Annotated in this window: 18 protein-coding genes; 6 read left to right on the forward strand and 12 right to left on the reverse strand. The window is 60.4% G+C overall.

Annotated elements, in window-relative coordinates:
* Window positions 1-41: 41 nt before the first annotated feature.
* The 6 genes from PR018_RS16680 to PR018_RS16705 all read right to left on the reverse strand — a co-directional run bounded on the left by PR018_RS16680 (window position 42) and on the right by PR018_RS16705 (window position 5,670).
* Entirely contained in the window at window positions 42-317 is a 276-nt protein-coding gene (locus PR018_RS16680) for a hypothetical protein (RefSeq protein ID WP_142830155.1), read from the reverse strand.
* Between the two features lie 194 nt (window positions 318-511).
* On the reverse strand, window positions 512-1,849 hold the full coding sequence (locus PR018_RS16685; protein ID WP_142830157.1) for an NAD(P)-binding domain-containing protein: 1,338 nt from the start codon (window positions 1,847-1,849) through the stop codon (window positions 512-514).
* Between the two features lie 45 nt (window positions 1,850-1,894).
* Complete coding sequence (locus tag PR018_RS16690; RefSeq protein ID WP_142830159.1) at window positions 1,895-2,935, reverse strand: heme-dependent oxidative N-demethylase family protein; 1,041 nt, start codon at window positions 2,933-2,935, stop codon at window positions 1,895-1,897.
* A gap of 21 nt (window positions 2,936-2,956) precedes the next feature.
* Complete coding sequence (locus tag PR018_RS16695) at window positions 2,957-3,922, reverse strand: PDR/VanB family oxidoreductase (RefSeq protein ID WP_142830161.1); 966 nt, start codon at window positions 3,920-3,922, stop codon at window positions 2,957-2,959.
* On the reverse strand, window positions 3,919-4,524 hold the full coding sequence (locus PR018_RS16700) for a dimethylamine monooxygenase subunit DmmA family protein (RefSeq protein ID WP_142830163.1): 606 nt from the start codon (window positions 4,522-4,524) through the stop codon (window positions 3,919-3,921). Before PR018_RS16700 ends, PR018_RS16695 begins: the two co-directional genes overlap by 4 nt.
* A gap of 12 nt (window positions 4,525-4,536) precedes the next feature.
* Window positions 4,537-5,670, reverse strand: coding sequence for an aminomethyl transferase family protein (locus PR018_RS16705; RefSeq protein WP_142830165.1), 1,134 nt, complete (start codon window positions 5,668-5,670; stop codon window positions 4,537-4,539).
* A gap of 223 nt (window positions 5,671-5,893) precedes the next feature.
* Between PR018_RS16705 and PR018_RS16710 the strand changes: the two genes are divergently transcribed.
* From PR018_RS16710 to PR018_RS16725, 4 genes are all read left to right on the forward strand, one after another.
* Window positions 5,894-6,802 (forward strand): LysR substrate-binding domain-containing protein, encoded by a 909-nt coding sequence (locus PR018_RS16710; RefSeq protein WP_142830167.1) that lies wholly within the window; start codon window positions 5,894-5,896, stop codon window positions 6,800-6,802.
* 135 nt (window positions 6,803-6,937) lie between these two features.
* Window positions 6,938-8,362: an aldehyde dehydrogenase family protein gene (locus PR018_RS16715; protein WP_142830169.1), complete on the forward strand. Its 1,425-nt coding sequence runs from the start codon at window positions 6,938-6,940 to the stop codon at window positions 8,360-8,362.
* 40 nt (window positions 8,363-8,402) lie between these two features.
* A complete protein-coding gene (locus tag PR018_RS16720) occupies window positions 8,403-9,620 on the forward strand; it encodes a mandelate racemase/muconate lactonizing enzyme family protein (RefSeq protein ID WP_142830171.1) in 1,218 nt (405 codons plus the stop codon).
* A gap of 18 nt (window positions 9,621-9,638) precedes the next feature.
* Window positions 9,639-11,255, forward strand: a complete 1,617-nt coding sequence (locus PR018_RS16725; RefSeq protein WP_142830173.1) for a GMC family oxidoreductase — start codon at window positions 9,639-9,641, stop codon at window positions 11,253-11,255.
* On the opposite strand, the gene PR018_RS16730 is transcribed toward PR018_RS16725, so the two are convergent.
* The 6 genes from PR018_RS16730 to PR018_RS16755 form a co-directional block, all read right to left on the reverse strand.
* Window positions 11,252-12,481, reverse strand: a complete 1,230-nt coding sequence (locus PR018_RS16730) for an adenylate/guanylate cyclase domain-containing protein (RefSeq protein WP_374108569.1) — start codon at window positions 12,479-12,481, stop codon at window positions 11,252-11,254. The genes PR018_RS16725 and PR018_RS16730 overlap by 4 nt on opposite strands.
* A 117-nt stretch (window positions 12,482-12,598) precedes the next feature.
* Window positions 12,599-13,969: an amidase gene (locus PR018_RS16735; protein WP_142830176.1), complete on the reverse strand. Its 1,371-nt coding sequence runs from the start codon at window positions 13,967-13,969 to the stop codon at window positions 12,599-12,601.
* Window positions 13,970-14,037: 68 nt separating this feature from the next.
* Window positions 14,038-14,841 (reverse strand): SHOCT domain-containing protein, encoded by an 804-nt coding sequence (locus PR018_RS16740; RefSeq protein ID WP_142830260.1) that lies wholly within the window; start codon window positions 14,839-14,841, stop codon window positions 14,038-14,040.
* A gap of 13 nt (window positions 14,842-14,854) precedes the next feature.
* A complete protein-coding gene (locus PR018_RS16745) occupies window positions 14,855-15,910 on the reverse strand; it encodes an LLM class flavin-dependent oxidoreductase (RefSeq protein WP_142830178.1) in 1,056 nt (351 codons plus the stop codon).
* A gap of 155 nt (window positions 15,911-16,065) precedes the next feature.
* Window positions 16,066-16,629, reverse strand: a complete 564-nt coding sequence (locus PR018_RS16750; protein ID WP_142830180.1) for an acyltransferase — start codon at window positions 16,627-16,629, stop codon at window positions 16,066-16,068.
* Between the two features lie 150 nt (window positions 16,630-16,779).
* A complete protein-coding gene (locus PR018_RS16755; protein WP_224128625.1) occupies window positions 16,780-17,745 on the reverse strand; it encodes a fatty acid desaturase in 966 nt (321 codons plus the stop codon).
* 211 nt (window positions 17,746-17,956) lie between these two features.
* On the opposite strand from PR018_RS16755, the gene PR018_RS16760 reads away from it, so the two are divergent.
* Window positions 17,957-18,790 carry a helix-turn-helix domain-containing protein gene (locus PR018_RS16760; protein ID WP_142830184.1) on the forward strand — a complete coding sequence of 278 codons (834 nt, stop codon included), beginning with the start codon at window positions 17,957-17,959 and terminating at the stop codon, window positions 18,788-18,790.
* 123 nt (window positions 18,791-18,913) lie between these two features.
* Window positions 18,914-20,014, forward strand: a complete 1,101-nt coding sequence (locus PR018_RS16765) for an ROK family protein (protein ID WP_142830186.1) — start codon at window positions 18,914-18,916, stop codon at window positions 20,012-20,014.
* The last annotated feature ends 29 nt before the right edge of the window (window positions 20,015-20,043 follow it).

Below are 20,043 nucleotides of genomic sequence, written 5' to 3' on the forward strand. Positions count from 1 at the left end.
GAACGTTCTAACACGCGACGTCACAGGGCTGGAAGAGCAAGTTAAGTTGAAACATGTTTGAAGTTCTGGCCGCCTTTGCCAACCTGGCGATGACGCCACGCCTTGGCAGACGCCAAGGTTAGAAAGCGGAAAATCGACCGGCGGCGGGCACCTCTTCGAAGCGCGAATGCGGCGAAGGATATCATGACGATGTACCAGCAAAGGATAATGGCAAACAGATCGAAATGCTCGTTCAGGGCGATTGCAATGCCCGCGAAGCCGACGAATCCGCAGGCGAGGAAACCGATACCAATGAACGGGATGTTTGACAAAGTCATAATGAGAACTCCTCAAGACTGTAGTAAGGAAACGCTTGCATCCTGAGGTAGTTCGATGTGGTCTGCTTTCTTGGTAAGTAAAGAGTAAACAGGCGAGCGTCCAAAGCTGCGTCTTTGGTTGTCAAGTTGCCACCAGAGAAGGGCCAATTTTGGATACTGGCCCTTCCTGAAATCAGCAGATTTCGTGGGGCAACCTAGTTCCGCAGATACGCTTCGAGGCTGTCGTCCATGGCCTCGATCCAGGGCGTGTGGTGCTTCGGGGCCATATTTCCGGTCATCAGCGAGCGATAGCCGTTGTCACGGAAGCTCATGATGCTTTCTGCCTTGTGATGCTCCCATTCCATGAAAGTCCGGTTGACGCCCTCGATATCGAAATCGGGGTAATCTGTGGCGGCAAGCAGCTCCTTGACGTAGTCGCCCTGGAACCAGATCATCTGCTCGGCGTCCTCGAGCCCTTCCTCGCGGGCACGCCATGTGTCGAAATGTGCTTTCATCCCGTCTGCGTCCGGCAATGCGATGCGGCCGAGGATAATGTCGCGAGCGTACCAGGCCTGCGCGTCGAACATGTTGAACGTGTAGAACTGGTCCTGCATGCCGATGTAGAAGAGCTGCGGGTTTTTTTCATAGACGATGCCGTTGTAGAGATCGTCGGCCCACAGGCGGTTTGCAGTCTTCAGGCGCAGGCTGTCGGGCAGGAACGGAAAATGGTGTAGGTAGCCGGTGCATAGGATCAGCGCGTCGACTTCCTTCGTGGTGCCGTCCTTGAAATGTGCTGTCTTGCCGTCCAGCCTCTGTAGCAGCGGCCTCTCTTCGAAACGCTGCGGCCACGCAAAGCCGATGGGCTTGCTGCGATAGCTGACGGTGACCGATTTGGCGCCATATTTCCAGCACTGCGAGCCGATGTCCTCGGCCGAATAGCTGCGACCGACGATGAGGATATCCTTGTCCTTGAACTCCAGCGCATCGCGAAAGTCATGGGCATGCATGACACGACCGCCGAAGCTGGCGACCCCCTCGAAATAGGGAACATTAGGCGTCGAGAAATGGCCTGATGCCACCACGACATAGTCGAAGACCTCGTCATACATCCGGTCGTTGACGCGGTCATGGGCTGTCACCGTGAATTTTTTACTCATCTCGTCGAAGGTCACCATCCGCACGGGCGTGCTGAAACGCACCCAGTCGCGGACGCCGGCTTTCTCTACGCGACCCTTGATATAGTCCCAGAGCACGGCGCGCGGCGGGTATGAGGCGATAGGCTTGCCGAAGTGTTCCTCGAAGGAATAATCGGCAAACTCCAGGCATTCCTTCGGGCCGTTCGACCATAGATAGCGGTACATGCTGCCGTGCACCGGTTCGCCATATTCGTCGAGCCCGGTGCGCCAGGTGTAGTTCCACAAGCCGCCCCAATCCGCCTGCTTCTCGAAGCAGACGACTTCGGGGATTTCTGCGCCTTTCGCTGCGGCCGATTGGAACGCTCTCAGTTGCGCCAGTCCCGATGGTCCGGCGCCGATCACGGCAACTCTCGTCATGTCAGTTCCCTCATTTTTATTGATCTGCTTGGTATGATCGGTCGGTCAGTCCGGAAAAATGCCCGGGCTGGTCGGCGCTCCGTCATCGTAGGTGCTGAGCCAGTCGATCATGATCGGGCGATTGCGCGTCAGACCCTTGTAGTCGACGATCTCGGGCGGCAGGCTCGCCAGCACACGCGGCAGGCGGCGTGCCCATTTAGGCACGGTGACCAGTTCATCGAGGCTGATGAGATAGCAGCGGATCACGAACAGGATGGCGTTAGAGCGGGGCAGGCGCCAGAGGCTCTGCAGCTCGACGCGAAGATGCATTTTCCGGCCGACGTTTTCCGGCGTGACCGTCAGGCGGTCAGGCCCCCATTTGTGGTAATTCTCCGGGCTGGTGTCGAGGCGAGGGTTGACCGTCATCGTCCAGTTCAGCCGCCGCGTCGGCTTGCCCTGCTGCAGGTTCAGGAGGAACTTCAGCGCCCGCTCGAAGACGCCGATCTGGTGGGCCAGCGGCACCGGGCCATGCCATTCCATGAAGTTCATGCCGATGTCGAAATCGAGCGACCAGTCGGCCTGCGTCGTGACCATGCCGGCATCCATCCAGAGATTGCCGTCGCGCTGATCGACAATGCAGAAATCGCCCTGCGCCTGGCGGGTGATATATTCCATCGGCTGATAGGGGAGGGTCGAGGCATCGCCGAAGGTGAAGCTGTCATCGATGCCGAGCGGCCGATTTATCCAGCGCCACTTGTCACCGTCTTTGGTGAGGGAGAAATGCTCCGGATAATCGGAGGCCTGGTGCTCCATGATCAGTTCCAGCGTATCCCACTGGGCCGTCATCATATGCGGCAGTGCCTGGCACCGCAGCGGATCCTCCTTCAGCACCAGCGCCCGGTCATGCATCTCGGCGACGTAATGTTCGTCGACGTCGATCAGGTTTTCAAAGACGCTATTGGCCGGCCCTCGCACGTGCGGTTCCATGTTGACCGCGTACATGTAGGCGTCCCGGTCGAAGGGAAATGGAAATCGGCGAATGTTTTCCGGGCTGTTGCGAAAGGTGAAATCGTCCCGGAATGTTTCCTGCCTGAACTTGATGGTCATCCGTCCGATCCTTCCTCGAGGCTAAAGTTGAAGCAACAGTTGCTGGCCCTTGAAGCGCGACACGCAGATCATGATTTTCCGCCCCTCGGCCTTTTCCGCGTCCGAGAGGTAGACGTCGTTGTGCTCGAGTTCGCCATCGCTGGAGAGGACGACGGTTTCGCACTGCCCGCAGGCCCCGCCGCGGCACATGTAGGGCGCCTCGCAGCCAGCAGCCTCCACCGCCTCGAGGATGCTCTGATGCTCACCGACCGTGATCGCCCGATCTGCCTTTGCCAGCATCACCTGGAACGGCAGGCCGGCAGGAGGTGCAAGAAAGCGCTCCGCATGCAGGTTTTCCTTCGGCCAGCCGGCCTCCAGCGCCGTCAGCAGCACACCGTCGATCATGCCGGAGGGTCCGCAGACATAGAGATGCGTGCCGAGAGGCTGGTTATCGACGATCGTCTCCACCGGAATGAGTCTTTTCTCGTCGTCGAAGTAGAGTTTGACCTTGCGCGGTCCGTAGCGCTCAAGCAGTTGCTGCCAGAAGGCACCGTGTTCGCGAGAGCGCATGGCATAGTGCAGTTCGAAGGCGGCGTTATCGCGCGTAAACTGCTCCATCATCGCCAGAAACGGCGTGATGCCGATGCCGCCGGCAAACAGGATATGCTTGCGGCCGCGATGATCGACGGGAAAGAGGTTGACCGGCTGGCTGATCGTGAGCTGGTCGCCTACGCGAAGCCTGTCGTGGAGAAACGCCGAGCCGCCGCGCGAATTGGCTACCCGCAGCACGCTGATTTCATACCCTGATGTATCGTCCGGTGACGACATCAGCGAATAGGGATTGCGCCGCAGCTGCTCGCCGTCGTTCATTGAGACGACAATATGCGAACCGCCCGAAAACACCGGCAAAGGGGCGCCGTCGGGCCGCTCCAGCCGGAAGGTTTTGACCGCTGCCGCCACCTGCGTCACGGCTGTCACTTGGACGGTCATCTCTGTGTTGATGCTCACAGGAAAATTTCCTCCGGCTCCGGTGCAGTGCCCGGCTCTTCGGCATCGACGTTGACGCCCTGGAAAGCGCCGAGCCGTCGCGAATAATGGTCGCGAACGAGAAGCTTCAGGCCGCAGTGCGAGCAGACGAAGGGCGTCGTGGTGACGTTGTCGGTCACGCCCTTGCAATGGACGCACTGCACACGCCGGGCCAGCGATCCCCGATGCTCCGTCCTCAGCGAGTTGAAGTCGACGCCGAAATCGAGGGCCACCTGGATCGCCTGACCAATAAAGCCTTCCGTCCCGGCGATGTAGATCCGCATCCCCATGGTCGCATTGTCGAGGCAGACGCGAAGACGCCCCAGCAGCGGCTGCAAGCCGGCGGCCGTCCAGGTGACGTCGGCGCCAAGTGCTGCGAGATCGGCGACGTGGCTCTGGCCAGCCGAGCCACCCGGCAGATAAAGGATTTCGGCCCTCGGTAGAAATGCCCCGCCATCGCTCCCGGCGCGATCGAGAAGAGCCAATGCGCCTTCGCCCTCAAGCACAAAGAGGTGGCGCTTCGCATGGGGGTCGATGTCGAGCCCCTTATATTCCGGTCTGCTCTTGATCCCTGCAACCAGCATCGGGCTCGCCCCTCAATCTTTCGCCGTCCGCTTCTTTTTCTCCGGATCGTCGAAGGTGATGGTGTGGGCAATCGCCGGCGCATTGACAGTCTTGCCCTTGACCTCGAGCTTCACGCCCTGCGACGCATAAGGCACTTCGACGCGCATGATCGCCATGGATCGGTTGGTCAGCTTGGAATAGCTGGGGCAGGTTATGACCCCGACCTTGCGACCGTCGGCCCAGACCTCGTCGCCGAGATCGGTCGGGCCATCCGCATCGACCAGCAGGCCGAAAATCTTGAACCTCTCCTTGCCCTTGAGACGCGCATGCTCCTCGGCGCCTCGAAAGCCCACCTTGCCGGGGCTGACGGTGAAATCGAGCCCCAGCTCCCACAGGCTGTCGCCCGGCTGCTCATTGTCGAACGGGTACATCTGCGAATTGTCGTAGGGGAAGAACAGCAGGTAGCTTTCGACACGCAGCATGTCGAGAACACTAAAGCAGCAGGGGATGATGCCCATCTCCTTGCCCTCGTCGACGATCCGGTCCCAGATCATCCCGGCATCCTGTCCGCGAACGAAAAGCTCATAGCCCCGTTCGCCGGTATAGCCGGTGCGAGAGATCATCACGGGCGCCCCGAACAGCGTCGTCTGCATGTGGTGAAAGTATTTGAGCTCGCGGATGCCCGGCACATATTTCGACAGGTAGTCGACGGCAAGCGGCCCCTGCAGCGACAGGTCGTGGAGGTCGTCGTCGAACAGCACAGCGCAATTGCGGCCTGCGGCCTGTTTCGTGATCTCCTCGTGACCGGTTCCCGAACCGTGCACCAGCATCCAGGAGTTCGGGCCGGTGCGATAGACGATACAGTCGTCTGTGAAATGGCCGCGATCGTTGAGCATGCAGGCATAGACCGAGCGGCCCGGATAGATTTTGCTCATGTCGCGGGTGGTGATGTATTCTAGCACTGCAATCGCGTGCGGACCGACGAGGTGGACCTTCTTCAGTCCCGACACATCCATGAGGCCCGCCTTTGTGCGGATGGCGATGTGTTCCTCGTAGATATCCTTGTCGTAGGTCCAGGCGGTTCCCATGCCGCTCCAGTCCTCGAGCTTGGATCCGAGCGCCCGATGCCGGTCCGCGAGCGCAGAAAATCGCCAACTCAAAGCCATGCCATTCCCCTTCAATATTTCACTATGTGGAAATAATTATTCCTGATTATATGTGTGTGGACGCGAACGGCAAGGGTAATCTGGACACCCCGCGAGACAATGTTGGAGCTATCGTGGGAAACCACCTGCTGGCGGATTGCTGTCGTGCTCAGGCGATCTCAACTTTTTTGGCTGGCATAAAGTGCTATTGAAGGTCGATCGCAGATTGGATGGAAACCAGCGCATGCGCAAACTGCCGGCATTGTCCGCCATGAAGGTGTTTGAGGTCGTCGGCCAGACGCGCAGTTTCACCAAAGCAGCCGCAAGGCTCAATCTTACCCAGAGTGCCGTCAGCCGACAGGTGCGAAACCTGGAGGACCAACTCGGCGAACCGCTCCTCATCCGGCGTCATCATGACCTGGAACTGACGCCGGCGGGCGTTGCGCTGTTTTCCACCCTGCAGCATGCCTTTCACAGCGTCGAACTGGCCGTGCGCGGCATCGTCGACAAGAGCGCCGGCAATCGTCTGCGCATCAATGTGCCACCGACCTTTGCCAAGCGTTGGCTGATGCCGCGGATGGGACGGTTGCGCGTGGCACTTCCGGACGTCGGGATCAGCATCGGCACGGAACTGCGCGACAGCCTTGCCGAGCGCAGTCTGCTCGACTGCGCGATCCGCTTCGGCGATGGCGAGTGGCCGATGCTGAATGCCCATCTCCTGATGACCGAACGCCATATCGCCGTCTGCGCACCGACATTGCTGAACGGGCGGCGCGACACGTCTCCCATGGACTTCTCCGGCCTCACCTTTCTGCACGTCCTCGCCTCCCCAGACCGGCGCTATATGACCTGGCAGCACTGGCTGGATGCCGCAGGCCTTGCGGATATCGACACGAGCGGCGGCCTCGAATTCGATCTGCTGGATCTGGTGATCGAAGCCGCCTGCAATGGCCTCGGCGTCGCCGTGGTCGATCGCTTCATGGTCGGCGAATACCTTGCAGACGGCAGGCTCGTGCAATTGTCCGATGTCGAGATCGAGGGCCATGAATCCTATTGGCTTGTCGAAAGGGCGGGCGTCGCCGGAGGCAACCATCTCAAGGCCTTCAGGCAGTGGCTGTTCGACGAACTCTCGCTGACTGGCGCCAGGGTCTGACTGTTGCCGTTGGAAGCATTCCATTTTGGAATGCTTTGCCCGACAATAACACGCTTGCGCGCGTCCTAACCTGCCGGTCGAATGGCGAGGATGGCGTCGACCTCCGACGCTTTGTCGCGATATCGGGGACGGAAGATGCAGCACTACCGCAATTTCATCGGGGGCCAATTTTGCGAGCCGACGACGGCCTCGCGGATCGAGGTCCGCAATCCTGCCGATGGCGCCGTTTTTGCAGCTGTAGCCGAAGCCGACGAAGAGACTGTCATCGATGCCGTTGCACAGGCAGCGGCAGCACAGAAGCTGTGGCGGGTCTTGCCGGCGATCCAGCGCGGCGACGCCCTGCGCCGTCTGGCCGATGCGATCGAGAAACACGCAAGGCAGATCGGCGAAGCCTTGGCACGCGAATCCGGCAAAAGTCTTGCCGACGCGACCGGCGAGGCGATCTACGGTGCCGAGCTTATGCGCTACCATGCGGAGTGGGCGCGCCGCGTCGAAGGCGAGATCATCGAGAGCGATACGCCCAACGAGACCCTGCTGCTGAAGCGTGAGCCGATCGGTGTCGTCGCCTGCCTGATCCCGTTCAATTTTCCGATCTACACGCTGGTGCGCAAGATTGCGCCCGCGCTGATCACCGGAAACGCCGTGGTGGTTCGCCCCAGCAACACCACGCCGACCTCCGCCTTTGCGTTTGCCGACGCGATACTTGACGCCGACCTGCCGCCCGGCCTGGTCAACATCATGGCCATGAGCCATGACGTCTGCCGGACGCTCTGCACCCAGCCTGCCGTCGGCATGATCACACTGACCGGTAGCGTCGCTGCTGGCCAGGCGGTGCTCGATTTCTGCAAAACCAATATCGCCAAACCGTCTCTGGAGCTCGGCGGCAAGACACCTGTCATCGTCGAACCTGATGCCGATCTCGACGCCGTGGCAGCTGCGATCATCACCGCCAAGACCGCCCATTGCGGCCAGATCTGCACTGCGGCCGAGCGGCTCTATATCCATGCGTCGGTGCATGACGCACTTCTTGAAAAGCTGCGCGTGGGCTTTGCGGCTCGCAGCTTCGGCAATCGCGCCGTCGATGCCGGCTCAATGGGGCCGCTGGCGACAGCCGCCGCCCGGGAAAAACTACATGCAATGGTCGAACGGGCGCAGGCGGAGGGCGCGACGCTGGAGACGGGTGGCGTGCTGCCGGAAGGCCCCGGCTTCTTTTATCCTCCGACGCTGCTGTCCGGATGCACTCAGCAAATGGAAATCGTCCGCGACGAGGTTTTCGGCCCTGTCTTGGCAGTGCTCAGATATGAGACCTTCGAACAGGCGCTGGCGTTGGCCAGCGATCACCAGTTCGGTCTTTCTTCGGTACTGTTCACCGAGAACTACCACAAGGTGATGCAAGCTTCAGGTGAGATCGAAGCCGGCGAACTTTATATCAATCGTTTCCCGGCCGATCCCTATCAGGGCTACCATGCCGGCTGGAAGAAATCCGGCCTTGGCGGCGACGACGGCAAGCACGGCATGCTCGAATTCACCCAGACCCGCCTCGTCATCCTGAAGCACTGACGCCGCGCCATCCCGGCGCTGGATCGTTGAGGAAACCGCCATGAAGATCGCCTCGCTCAAGACCCATATCGTTGCCGTACCGCCGCCCCATGTCGGCGGCATGTACTGGATTTTCGTCCGGCTCGAGACGGCATGCGGCATCGAGGGCGTCGGGGAGATCTATGCGACGTCCTTCCACCCCTCGGCCATGGTTCCGCTGATAGACGACGTCTTCCAGCGCTATCTGCTGGATCACGATCCCCACCGTATCGAGCGTTTCTGGCGGGCGGCCTATTCCAGCGGTTTCACCCAGCGGCCGGACCCGACGATGATGGGCATCGTCTCAGGCCTCGAAATCGCCTGCTGGGATATCATCGGCAAGGCGGCGGGTCGCCCGGTGTCCGATCTCCTGGGCGGCACGGTCAACGAGAAGCTGCGGGCCTATACCTATCTCTATCCGAAGAACGCCGCCGGCGAGTTCGATTTCAACGACCCCGATCTTGCTGCCGAATGCGCCGTGGACATGGTCGACCAGGGCTTCACGGCTGTCAAATTCGACCCAGCCGGTCCCTACACCAATTATTCGGGCCACCAGTTGTCCATGGGCGTCATGGCTCGTTGCGAGACTTTTTGCGCAAGGATCCGCGAAGCCGTCGGCGACAGCGCCGACATCCTGTTCGGAACCCATGGCCAGATGGTGCCATCCTCCGCCATCCGCCTTGCCCGGCGGCTGGAGAAATACGATCCGCTATGGTTCGAGGAGCCGGTGCCGCCCGGCCAGGAGGCCGCGATGGCGGAAGTGGCCCGTGCTACGTCGATCCCGATTTCGACCGGCGAGCGCTTGACCACGAAGTATGAATTTCAGCGCGTCCTGCAGCTGGGTGCGGCCTCTATCCTGCAGATGAACGTGGCACGCGTCGGCGGATTGCTGGAAGCCAAGAAGATTGCCGGCATGGCAGAGGCCTATTACGCACAGATCGCTCCGCATCTCTACAACGGTCCCGTCGGTGCTGCCGCCAGTATCCAGCTATCGGCGGCCACCCCGAATTTCCTCATTCACGAGGCGATCATGGATTTCGGCGGCTTCCACGCCGAGGTGCTGAAGACCAAGCTGCAGTTCGATGACGGCTATCTCATTCCGTCGCGCGAGCCCGGCCTTGGCATCGAGCTGGATCTCGACGTGATCGAGCGTCATTCGCCCTACACTGGCGACCGTCTGCATTTGCAGATGGCTGCCGAACCCGCCGATATCAAAGCGTTTGCCCCCGCGCGTGGCTGATCACGATAGAGACAAACCATGATCTACGACTTCGTCATCGTCGGCGCGGGTTCGGCCGGCTGCATCCTGGCTAGCCGCCTCAGCGAAAACGGAAAGTATAGCGTGCTGCTCATCGAGGCAGGCGGCAAGGACAATTCCTTCTGGTTCAAGATCCCCGTCGGATACGCCAAGAGCTTCTACAATCCCGATGTCAACTGGATGTATTCGACGGAACCGGAGCCTGAACTGAATGGACGCCGGATCTATGTCCCGCGCGGCAAGGTGCAAGGGGGCTCCGGCTCGATCAACGCCATGATCTTCGTGCGTGGCGCTGCAGCCGATTTCGACGACTGGCAGGCGGCAGGCAACCCCGGCTGGGGCGCAAGTGACGTGCTCCCCTATTTCCGCAAGCTGGAAACCCACGCACAGGGGGCGTCCCGGTGGCATGGAGGCGAAGGACCGATCCACGTCACGCCGATGCGCGGAATGACCCACGGGATCAGCGATGCCTTTCTCAAAGCCTGCGGCGAAGTGAATTTGCCCGCCAACCCGGATTTCAACGGCGCTTCGATCGAAGGCGCCGGTGTCTACGACATCAACACCCGCAACGGCCAGCGTTCCCACTCCAGTGCTGAATATCTGCGTCCCGCCCTTAGACGACCGAACCTGACGATAGAGCGCCATGCCTTTGCACAGCGGTTGCTCTTCGCTGTCGATGGAAAGGTCGAGGGCGTCGAGGTGGTGCAGAACGGTCTGTCTCGACGTTTCATGGCCCGCCGGGAGGTGATCCTTGCGGCCGGCGCCATCGATAGCCCGAAGCTCTTGCAGATGTCGGGCGTTGGCGACGCCGCTTCCTTGACGCAACTCGGAATTCAGATGCGGCATCACCTGCCGGGGGTCGGAGCAAACCTGCAGGACCATCTCTGCGCCAGCTTCTACTATCGCGCCAACCGCCCGACGCTGAACGGCGTCTTCGGCAGTAAATTCGGCCAGGCGGCACTCGGTCTGCGCTATGTTCTGACGCGCAAAGGCCCCTTCGCCATGAGCGTCAATCAGGCGGGCGGTTTCTTTCGTGGCAGTCCGCAGGAGGAAAAGCCCAACATCCAGCTCTATTTCAATCCGCTTTCCTACCGGATTCCTGCCACTTCCAAGTCCGGGCTCATGCCGGAGCCCTATCCGGGGTTTCTGATTGCTTTCAATGCCTGCCGCCCCACCAGCCGGGGAAAGGTGCAGATCGCCTCTAGCGATCCCTCGAGGGCGCCTCTGATCCAGCCGAACTACCTGTCGACGGAGCGCGACGTCGCCGAAGTCCTGCAGGGCAGCCGCCTTGTGCGTCGCATAGCCTCGGCGCCGTCATTTTCAGAGATCACCGACACGGAAGTCTCGCCTTCTGCTGCGGTCGAAAGCGATGCGGATCTGCTCGCCTATTTCCGCGCCAACAGCGGCTCGATCTATCATCCATGCGGCACCTGCGCGATGGGGCCGGATAGCGGCAGATCGGTGGTCGATGCGCGCTTGCGGGTGCATGGCCTCAGGGGGCTGCGGGTTGTCGATGCCTCGATTTTCCCGACGATCACCGCCGGCAATATCAATGCGCCGACGATGATGGTGGCAGAAAAGGGAGCCGCCATGATTCTTGAGGATATCCGAGGCTAGACGCAGGCCGTCGAGAAGGCGAACACGTCGATGGGATCGCCCAGACCGCGCAGCGGATAGGAGCCGAGGTTCTCCAGCACGCCAGAGCAGCTAGCCATCTCCACGAAGGCGCGCGACAACAGGACAGGGCGTTTGATTTCCTTGGTCAGGCTTTCCAACCGCGAGGCGACGTTGACGGCTGGCCCGATCACGGTGAAATCGAGACGCCGTTTGGAGCCGATATTGCCATACATGACATCGCCGACATGGACCCCGATGCCGTAGCCAAGGGCTTCATAGCCGCGTGCCATATTGTGGACGTTGAGCGCCGTCATGGCGGATTGCGCTTCCGCAATAGCCCGCATGAGGTTGCGGCAGGCGTCGGGGTTGCTCAGCGGAAAGATTGCCAGCAGCCCGTCACCCATGAATTTGAGAATTTCGCCCCCAAACTTCTCGATGGGCTCGGACATGGCGTCGAAATAGCCATTGAGTAGCTCGATCACATCGTCGCGCGGCCAGATATCGGAGAGTTTGGTGAAATCCCTGAGATCGCAGATCATGATCGCCGCACCGACGGTGACGCCGCTGCCCCGCGTGGTGGCACCCGCCAGGATTTGCTCGCTGGCATGCGGACCGACATAGGTCTCGAGCAGCGTCCGCGCCAGGCGATTTTTCAACCGGATTTCGCTTACAAGCGCCAGCACCGGTATAAGACCTTTGAGCACGGCGATGTCGGCGTCGCTGAAGCCGCCGGGCTTTTTGGTCGCAAAGCTTGTGACGTGACGTTTTCCGTGCGTGTGGTCGATCGGCCAGGCCACGTACTCTGTGTATCCCTCCAGCTTCAGATCGTCGTAGATCGGATGCCAGACGCCCTTACCGTCCTTGCCCTCCAGCAGCTGGCGCGCCTGGTCGGCACCTTCACTGATGGCATACATCGGGCTACCGAGATATTGCGTAGTCAATTCGACGCCATAGTCGAAAGTCCGGATTTCCGCTTCGGTCATGCCGGTCTCCCAGAGGATGCGGGCGCCCAGCCATTGCGGATTGCGGGTGCTGAAATGCAGGGTCGCGCGGGCCACCGGCACACCCTCCGCCACCAGCCGATCGCACATCTCGACAAAGATATTATCGATGTAGGGCTGCGTCCGGGTCTCCATAATCAGCCATTCGAGTATTTTCCCATGCGCGAGCGAAAGGTGGCCGGCCGGCGGCTTCGAATCGAGACCAGCGTTTTGCGGCGATGACATGGCGGCACTCCATTGGGTCATTGGCTTGCATGCCCACATGGAGCAAAGCCGCATCGATTTACTGTCCAGTGTGGACTTTGCACATGCAATTGAAAAGCCGGCTGAACGAAAGCGGCCCTATCCTTCTTCGCGCACAAGGGCTTCCGCTGCAAGACCGACGCCTAACAGGTGATCGTCTGTGCGCGGCATGCCCGAGAGAAGCAGCCCCACGGGCATGCCGGCATCGCCCGTCCCGCAGGGAATGGAAATGCCGCAGCCATCCAGAAAATTGCCGATCAGCGTATTGCGCAACGTCTTGCCGTTCGTCTGGAAAAACAGATCGTCGTCATTGAGAACAGATGCGATGGGTGGCGCAACATGCGGAAGCGTCGGGAAAACGAGGATATCCTTCGGTCCGACCAGAGCCGCCATTGCGGCAATCAGCCTCTCGCGGGCACTGAGCAGGTCGATATAGCCGGTCATGCTGATATTGGCACCGAGACGGGCGCGCGCAACGACGCGGCGGTCCATACGGTCGGTGTCGGCTCCCGCTAGGCGGTGACGGTGCAGTGCGAAGGCCTCCGCGGTGACTAACGGGCCATGCTGCTGCTGCAGATCGAAAATCTCCGAAAAGATCGGGAAAGCCTGGCGCCTGACGACGGCGCCCGCCTTGACCAGCCGCGCCAGTGCGGCCTCGAACGCCGCCAGAACTCCATCCTCAATGCCGTCGAAGACGACTGTTTCCGGAACGATCAACACCAGCCCGTCGATCGACCCGCGCGTGATTACAGGTGCTGTCAGACCGCGCATCGCTGCATCGATCCAGACTGCGTCCTGGACTGTGCGGCAGAGAGGGCCGAGCGAATCCAGGCTCGTTGCCAGGGGAAAGACGCCCTTCATCGAATATCGCCCGCGTGTCGCCTTGTAGCCGACGATGCCGTTGAAAGCGGCCGGAATGCGGATGGAGCCGCCAGTGTCGGTGCCTATCGCAACGGGCACGAGCCCTGCTGCTACCGCCACTGCGGAACCGGATGACGAACCTCCGGGCAGGCGCGGAACGTCTCTCGATGCCGGGTTGTAAGGAGTGCCGTAATGCGGATTGATGCCGAGGCCGGAAAAGGCAAACTCGCTCATGTTGACGCGGCCGACACTGACTATCCCGGCTGCGGCAAGTGCCGTGACGACATCGGCGTCATTAGTCTCGGGGGAAGCATCTTTCAACACGACTGAGCCAGCAGTGGTTGCAAGGCCTTCGACGGCAAACAGATCCTTCCAGGCAATAGGTACGCCGTCGAGCAGGCCGAGCGAGCGACCTTCGCGGATGCGACGCGAGGCGGCGGCGGCCTCTGCCTTGGCCCGGGCCTCGCTCAGGCTGACAAAGATCGCCTGGTCCGGGTAGGTTCGGATCGCATCGAACGTCTGCTCGACGAGTGTCTGCGGGTCAAGCACACCGGCTTGCAGCAGCGCAGACAACTGGGACACGGATTTTCCGGCAGTGGCATCGCTCATGATCTATCCTCGAGGCTGGGCTTGCCGATTGGGGCAGCAAATTGTCAGCTGTCAAACTAGAGGGGTTTTCACAGGCGGTCGAGCAGTTCGCGTTTCTTGGCGTGGAATTCCTCGTCACCCAGAATGCCTTTGGCATGAAGCGCTGCCAGGCGCTCGATCTTGGTGAATATGTCGTGCTCCGGAGAAACCGAAAGCGCATCGGTGGATTGCTGCGGGGCCGGACCAGTTGACGGTGCAGGCTCAGAAGCCGATTTCAAGACGCCTGCTTCAATCTCTCCGCCCGCGTGAACTTCCTGTAGCTCCTTGACGCTCACCGGCCCGTGTTGGGAGGTAAATGAGAGGGACTGGTCGTAGCCCTGCTGCTGGGAAAAGCCGGTAATCCGGTGATCGCCGGTGTCGTAGATCGTCACCTGACCGTCCTTGCGGATCGCAAGCCGGTTGGTTGCGGGAAATATTGCGTAACGCATATCGTTCTGCGACCCGGTCGAGCCGGCGGCGCCGAGCCCGTGCGGCCACCAATGCCCGCCGCCCGTAGATGACTGATTGCCCGCGTGGTCCGGGTGGGTCTGGCCCTGTTGCGAAACATGCGCGACGTCGGGTTGTTGAAGCCTGCCGTCGCGGCTGAGTTCGGCAAGGTCGCGGCAGACATCGGCCACCTGGGCCTTGAGGCGGTTGTTGAACATGTCGCCGATCATCGTCATGCCGCCCGTAGACCATTGCCCCATGCCGCCGAGTTCCGGATGGTTGAACTGTGCCTGATACCCTCCGCCAGACACGACCGCAGCCAACAGATGTTCGGCTGCGCCTCGGCTGATGCCATGGCGCCCGGCGATGTCGGCCAGGGCGCGGTTTCCCTCTTCGGTCAGCTTCATCAAGACGCGCCTCCTAGAGCGATGCTGCGGAGGCGTATCTCTGCTCGCGAAAGGCGCTGCCGCTGCCAGCGAGCGGCTCGGCAGCCAGACCCTTTCCGGCTTCGGCAATTATCTCGTAGGAGCGCAGGCGTGCCTTATGGTCGAAGATATCAGAGACGATCATCAGTTCATCCGCACCGGTCTCGGCCACCAGCTTCTGTAGGCCCGCGCGGACAGTTTCGGGAGAGCCGACGATCGACCGGCCCAGCATCTGCATAGCCTGCGCCTTCTCCCTCGGCGACCAGTAAGTCTCGATATCGTCGATCGGCGGTTGGCTGAGGCCACGCGTTCCGCGAAACATGTTTGTGAACGACATCTGTTGCGTTGTTGCCAGACGCTTTGCCTCGGCATCCGTCTCGGCGCCGATGATGTTCACGCCCACCATGGCGTGCGACGTTGCAAGCTGTTCCGATGGCTTGAAGCGGGTGCGATAGATCTGCAGGGCCTGCATCAGCATGTCAGGCGCAAAATGCGAGGCGAAGGCATAGGGAAGGCCGAATTCTGCAGCGAGCATCGCGCCGAAATTGCTTGAGCCGAGAATCCACAGCGGGACGTTGGTGCCCGCCGCCGGTACTGCCTGTATCCGCTGGTTATCACCGGCGGGCGCAAGAAAGGCCTGCAGCTCGAGCACATCCTGTGGGAAGTTTTCGGACGCCTCGTTGGTGCGTCGCAGGGCGCGCAGTGTCATCTGGTCTGTGCCGGGTGCGCGCCCGAGGCCGAGGTCGATGCGGCCTGGAAACAGCCGGGCGAGCGTGCCGAATTGTTCGGCGATGACGTAGGGCGAGTGGTTGGGAAGCATGATGCCCCCGGCGCCGACCCGGATGGTCTTGCTGCCAGCAGCGATGTGGCCAATTACGACGGACGTGGCTGCACTGGCGATACCGATCATGTTGTGGTGCTCGGCAACCCAGAAGCGCTCATAGCCCCACGTCTCGGCATGCGCTGCGAGATCGCGCGCGTTGTCGAGAGCGCCGCGGGCATCTGTGTCCTCGGTGACGCGGACAAGATCGAGAATGGACAAGGCGGTCATGGCGCTGCTCCTGGTTTGAGACGCAATCCGGCGATCGTTGGCCGATCGCAAGGCAGGCTTGCTATATCACATATGGAGGCGACACCGGGTCGAGACAAGGCGCCGGATGCAGGCATTGGCCGCGCATCGTAAAATCTAGACGGCGGAGTTCTGGTTTACTTGCGGCTGATGAGAGAGACGTTTTGTGCCAGTCGTTCGCCGCCCCGCATCTTCAATAGCCTGGCCGGAACGCCGCCGTAGACGCCAAATGGCAATGTCTTGCCCTTGACCACTGCATTGGCGCCGATCACGCAACCCTTGGCGATATGGGCCCCGGCGAGAATCTTGGCACCCGCGCCGATCCATACGTCGTCTTCGATGATGACGGCCTTGTTGGTATTGCCTTGCGTCCTGATCGGGCGCGTCGGATCGTCGAAATTGTGCTCGAAAGACGTAATCAGCACCTGCGCGGCAATTCTCACATCATGGCCGATATGCACCCCACCGTGGCCAAGAACGATTGTATAGTCGTTAAAGGAGACATTGTTGCCGATCTCGATGCTGCCGTGCTGGGCATCGAGGATCACTCCGTCCCTGATGGCACTATGGGTGCCGACTGAAACCGCACCGTGTTTCCAGATGATTTTCGCAGTCCATGGCAACCGAATGTCAGCCGCCAGAAAAAGCGAACCGCGCGAGAACAGCGCCTTGAGCCTGTAGAAGAATGCCAAATTGCGCATGCGAAACCCTTTGAAACTTCCCGACAGGATTGCACTAGGGCAAGATTGTGTCGGCCTTTCGGCTCGGGGGTTTCCGAAGGTTGACCACGGAGCGTGCGGTGCAGATGGTGATCGGGTTGGCGATGCGCAAGTCTGCTGCTGGCGGGTCCGCTACCGGATCGAGAGGCTGGGATCGGCCGCAGTTACGCTTGGCCAAGTGGCAAGCGAACGTCGCTGTTCGGCTGATCCAAGCGAGGAAGACCCGTCCGGCGTGTTAACGAGGTGTGCCGTGGGATGCAGCACAGGCTCCTTGCGCCTGAGGCCGAAGGCTTTCAGCACCTCGAGATAGCTGGAATATACATAGCCGTCGTTCATCTGCCGCCATTCCTCGCGCCGTTCGCGGTAGAGGCGCGGCAATCTATACCATGCCGCCGTTGGTTGCTTGTGGTGCACCAGATGGAGGTTGTTGTTGAGGAACAGTAGCCCGAGAACGGATTTTTCGATGATCACGGTCCGGCCGTCCGGATGTTCCGACCACTGGTGCTCGCAATAGGAGCGGATGGCGAGGATCGACAGCGAGGCATAGGCCAGCAGCCCATAGAGCCAAAGCGGCATGCCGAACAGGAAATGAACAATCGTCAGAACCGGTACCAGGCCTGCCAGGTGCAGCACCCAGGCGAGACGCTGCGCCCTGCTGCCTGCCGAGAGGAGTTTGATTTCTGTCAGAGCGAAGCCGATAACCCCGATCGCGGGTCCGATCAGCACCCGGCCAAGCAGCGCGTTGTTGGCGTGGAGCATGCTCTTCAACCAGGCGGGAAATCTTTTCCACTCAGTCAGCCCCCGATAATAGCTCTCCGGATCGTCGTAGGGATCCGTCAGTCGCTCGTCTGCGTGGTGTCGCAGGTGCAGGTTCTTGTAGCGCCTGAAGGGATAGAACAGCGCGATCGGAAGGAAAACCAGGGCCTCGTTTATTAGCGCATTGCGCGTCGGGTGACCGTGAAGAGCTTCGTGCTGCAGTGACGAATGAAATGTCGCCATGACGGGAATCGCGAGGACCCCTATCCACGGCAGTGACTGGTACATCATGCCGGCAGCAAACCATATGAGGTAGCAACCTGCAATCATTCCGAGTGTCACCCACTCGATCCTAAGTCGCCGGTTTCGCCGCTTTGAACGCTCACCAGTTCTCAATTTTATGATCATGCCCTTGATCTCGCTGCGATTCGTTGCCCCCGTATCAGCTTCCGCGCAAGTTGCATTTTGTGCAACGCGATAATGGTGACGATGCGTTGACATTGCGCACGGAATTGCCATGATGGTGATAATTGTCACCAAACGGAACGATATGATGGATAAACGCAAGCTGGCAGTCCTGTTTCAGCAGCGTCTCCGCTTGCTTTTCGACCGCTCCCAGGAGAGCCAATCGGCGTTCGCGGATAATGTCGGCATCGACCGGTCGGCATTATCGCAATTGCTGTCGGGGAAAACCGCCCGGCTTCCAAGGGTGGAAACCCTGCTGAGCATCGCCGAGCGCCATCAGGTTTCGCTGGACTGGCTGCTCGGCATTTCGCAGGACGAGGGCCTGATGGGCGCGCTTCTGCCAAGCCTCGAAATTGAGACCAGCGACGACGAAGGGGCGGGGCTCCTGATCAAATGGCATGCCGAGGCCACCGGCTCTAAAATCCGCTATGTGCCGGCTCGCATTCCCGATCTCCTGCGGACACCCGAAGTTATTGCCTATGAGGCGTCGGAGGCGCACCAGAGCGCCGCGACGCAGGTGGCGGGAACGGCGTTCCGGCTGGATTACAATCGCGAGCCCGGCACCGACATGGAGTCCTGCATGCCGCTGCAGACGCTGGAGGCTTTTGCCGCTGGGCAAGGCATCTGGCAGGGGCTTCCGAAGGCTGCGCGTCAGGGGCAATTGCTGCATATGGCAGACCTTATCGACGATCTTTATCCATCATTCCGGCTGTTCCTTTTCGACGGTCGGGCCCGTTTTTCGGTGCCCTACACCGTCTTCGGCTCCCTGCGGGCAGCGGTATTCGTCGGGCGGATGTATCTCGTCCTGCACAATGTCGATTCGGTCCGCATGATGCAGAGGCATTTCGACGATCTCGTCCGCGATACCAGGATCCATGCGCATGAAGTAGCCGCCTATATCCGCTTGCTCACGGTGGTATGAGCAAGTGCTTCCCGGCTTGGTAGTGGACAGGAACATCCGCGTCTCTCTTGCGTTGTCCTCGCTCTGGTCAGACGGGTCTCTCCGGTTGTATGGAGCCGATGTCTGACTTCGGATTGGAGCCCTATGGAAAAGAAGCAGAACGACGCAAGCCGCGACAACGCAACCCTGATCACCCACGGATCGGCGAGCCTGCCCTCGGTGACGATCGACGGCTATAATCTCGAGTTGCGCGACAAGAACGGCTTTATCGGCGACCGGGCTAGCAAGTCCGCCTTCCAGGCAAAGCTCAACGAGTGGCGCCAGCGCATCCGCAACGGTGGGGATGACCCGCTCGGCGATGTCGCGACGAAAGACATGTCGAAGAAGCAGATCGACGCATTGCTGACTGGAGACAACAAGGAAGCAGCTGCGCTGGTCATGGGCGCCGTCGAGGACTTTGCTGGCGAACTCGGCCATGTGCTCGGGAAGTTCTTGAAACAAGATAGCTGGAAGGGTACCGAGAGAATCGTCGTCGGCGGCGGCCTCAAGGAGAGCGGCTTCGGCGAACTGGCAATTGCCCGCGCCATGGTGCTGCTGAAAAGCGAGGGTTTCAAGGTCGAGCTCACCCCGATCGCCCACCACCCTGACGAAGCCGGTCTGATAGGCGCTGCGCACCTGATGCCGGGATGGATGCTCGAAGGCTATGATGCGATCCTCGCGGTCGATATCGGCGGCACCAACATCCGGGCCGGCATCGTGGAAATGCGTCTCAAGGACCATCCTGATTTATCCAGGGCCAGTGTCTGGAAGTTCGACCTCTGGCGGCACGCAGACGAGGCACCGAAGCGCAGTGCCACGGTTGAAAGGTTGGCCGGCATGCTGGAAAGTCTCATCAGAAAGGCTGAAAAGGCCAAGCTGACACTGGCGCCCGTCATTGGCATTGCGTGCCCAGGGGTTATAGAAAGTGACGGCTCTATTGCCCGTGGCGGGCAGAACTTGCCCGGCGGCAACTGGGAGAGCGAGAAATTCAATCTGGGCGAGGCCCTGACCAAGGCTATCCCGCAGATCGGCAGCCACGATACTTTGGTGGTTATCCACAACGACGCCGTCGTGCAGGGTCTTTCGCAAACGCCTTTCATGCAGGATACAAAAAAATGGGGTGTGGTGACCATTGGCACGGGGCTCGGAAATGCGCGCTTTACCAACAAAGCGCCGAAGGAAAATTCTGACAAAAGCAAGACTTGACGTTAGATAGAAGGTCAGAGAACCATCAG

This window comes from Rhizobium rhododendri, from assembly GCF_007000325.2.
Classification (GTDB): domain Bacteria; phylum Pseudomonadota; class Alphaproteobacteria; order Rhizobiales; family Rhizobiaceae; genus Rhizobium; species Rhizobium rhododendri.

What these genes read in the sequence shown, in the direction of transcription:
- PR018_RS16690 (WP_142830159.1), bottom strand. Translation starts at nt 2,935, where the DNA reads ATGACCATCAAGTTCAGGCAGGAAACATTCCGGGACGATTTCACCTTT.
- PR018_RS16765 (WP_142830186.1), top strand. Translation starts at nt 18,914, where the DNA reads ATGGAAAAGAAGCAGAACGACGCAAGCCGCGACAACGCAACCCTGATC.
- PR018_RS16715 (WP_142830169.1), top strand. Translation starts at nt 6,938, where the DNA reads ATGCAGCACTACCGCAATTTCATCGGGGGCCAATTTTGCGAGCCGACG.
- PR018_RS16730 (WP_374108569.1), bottom strand. Translation starts at nt 12,481, where the DNA reads ATGTCATCGCCGCAAAACGCTGGTCTCGATTCGAAGCCGCCGGCCGGC.
- PR018_RS16725 (WP_142830173.1), top strand. Translation starts at nt 9,639, where the DNA reads ATGATCTACGACTTCGTCATCGTCGGCGCGGGTTCGGCCGGCTGCATC.
- PR018_RS16735 (WP_142830176.1), bottom strand. Translation starts at nt 13,969, where the DNA reads ATGAGCGATGCCACTGCCGGAAAATCCGTGTCCCAGTTGTCTGCGCTG.
- PR018_RS16720 (WP_142830171.1), top strand. Translation starts at nt 8,403, where the DNA reads ATGAAGATCGCCTCGCTCAAGACCCATATCGTTGCCGTACCGCCGCCC.
- PR018_RS16745 (WP_142830178.1), bottom strand. Translation starts at nt 15,910, where the DNA reads ATGACCGCCTTGTCCATTCTCGATCTTGTCCGCGTCACCGAGGACACA.
- PR018_RS16685 (WP_142830157.1), bottom strand. Translation starts at nt 1,849, where the DNA reads ATGACGAGAGTTGCCGTGATCGGCGCCGGACCATCGGGACTGGCGCAA.
- PR018_RS16750 (WP_142830180.1), bottom strand. Translation starts at nt 16,629, where the DNA reads ATGCGCAATTTGGCATTCTTCTACAGGCTCAAGGCGCTGTTCTCGCGC.
- PR018_RS16740 (WP_142830260.1), bottom strand. Translation starts at nt 14,841, where the DNA reads ATGAAGCTGACCGAAGAGGGAAACCGCGCCCTGGCCGACATCGCCGGG.
- PR018_RS16705 (WP_142830165.1), bottom strand. Translation starts at nt 5,670, where the DNA reads ATGGCTTTGAGTTGGCGATTTTCTGCGCTCGCGGACCGGCATCGGGCG.
- PR018_RS16760 (WP_142830184.1), top strand. Translation starts at nt 17,957, where the DNA reads ATGGATAAACGCAAGCTGGCAGTCCTGTTTCAGCAGCGTCTCCGCTTG.
- PR018_RS16680 (WP_142830155.1), bottom strand. Translation starts at nt 317, where the DNA reads ATGACTTTGTCAAACATCCCGTTCATTGGTATCGGTTTCCTCGCCTGC.
- PR018_RS16700 (WP_142830163.1), bottom strand. Translation starts at nt 4,524, where the DNA reads ATGCTGGTTGCAGGGATCAAGAGCAGACCGGAATATAAGGGGCTCGAC.
- PR018_RS16710 (WP_142830167.1), top strand. Translation starts at nt 5,894, where the DNA reads ATGCGCAAACTGCCGGCATTGTCCGCCATGAAGGTGTTTGAGGTCGTC.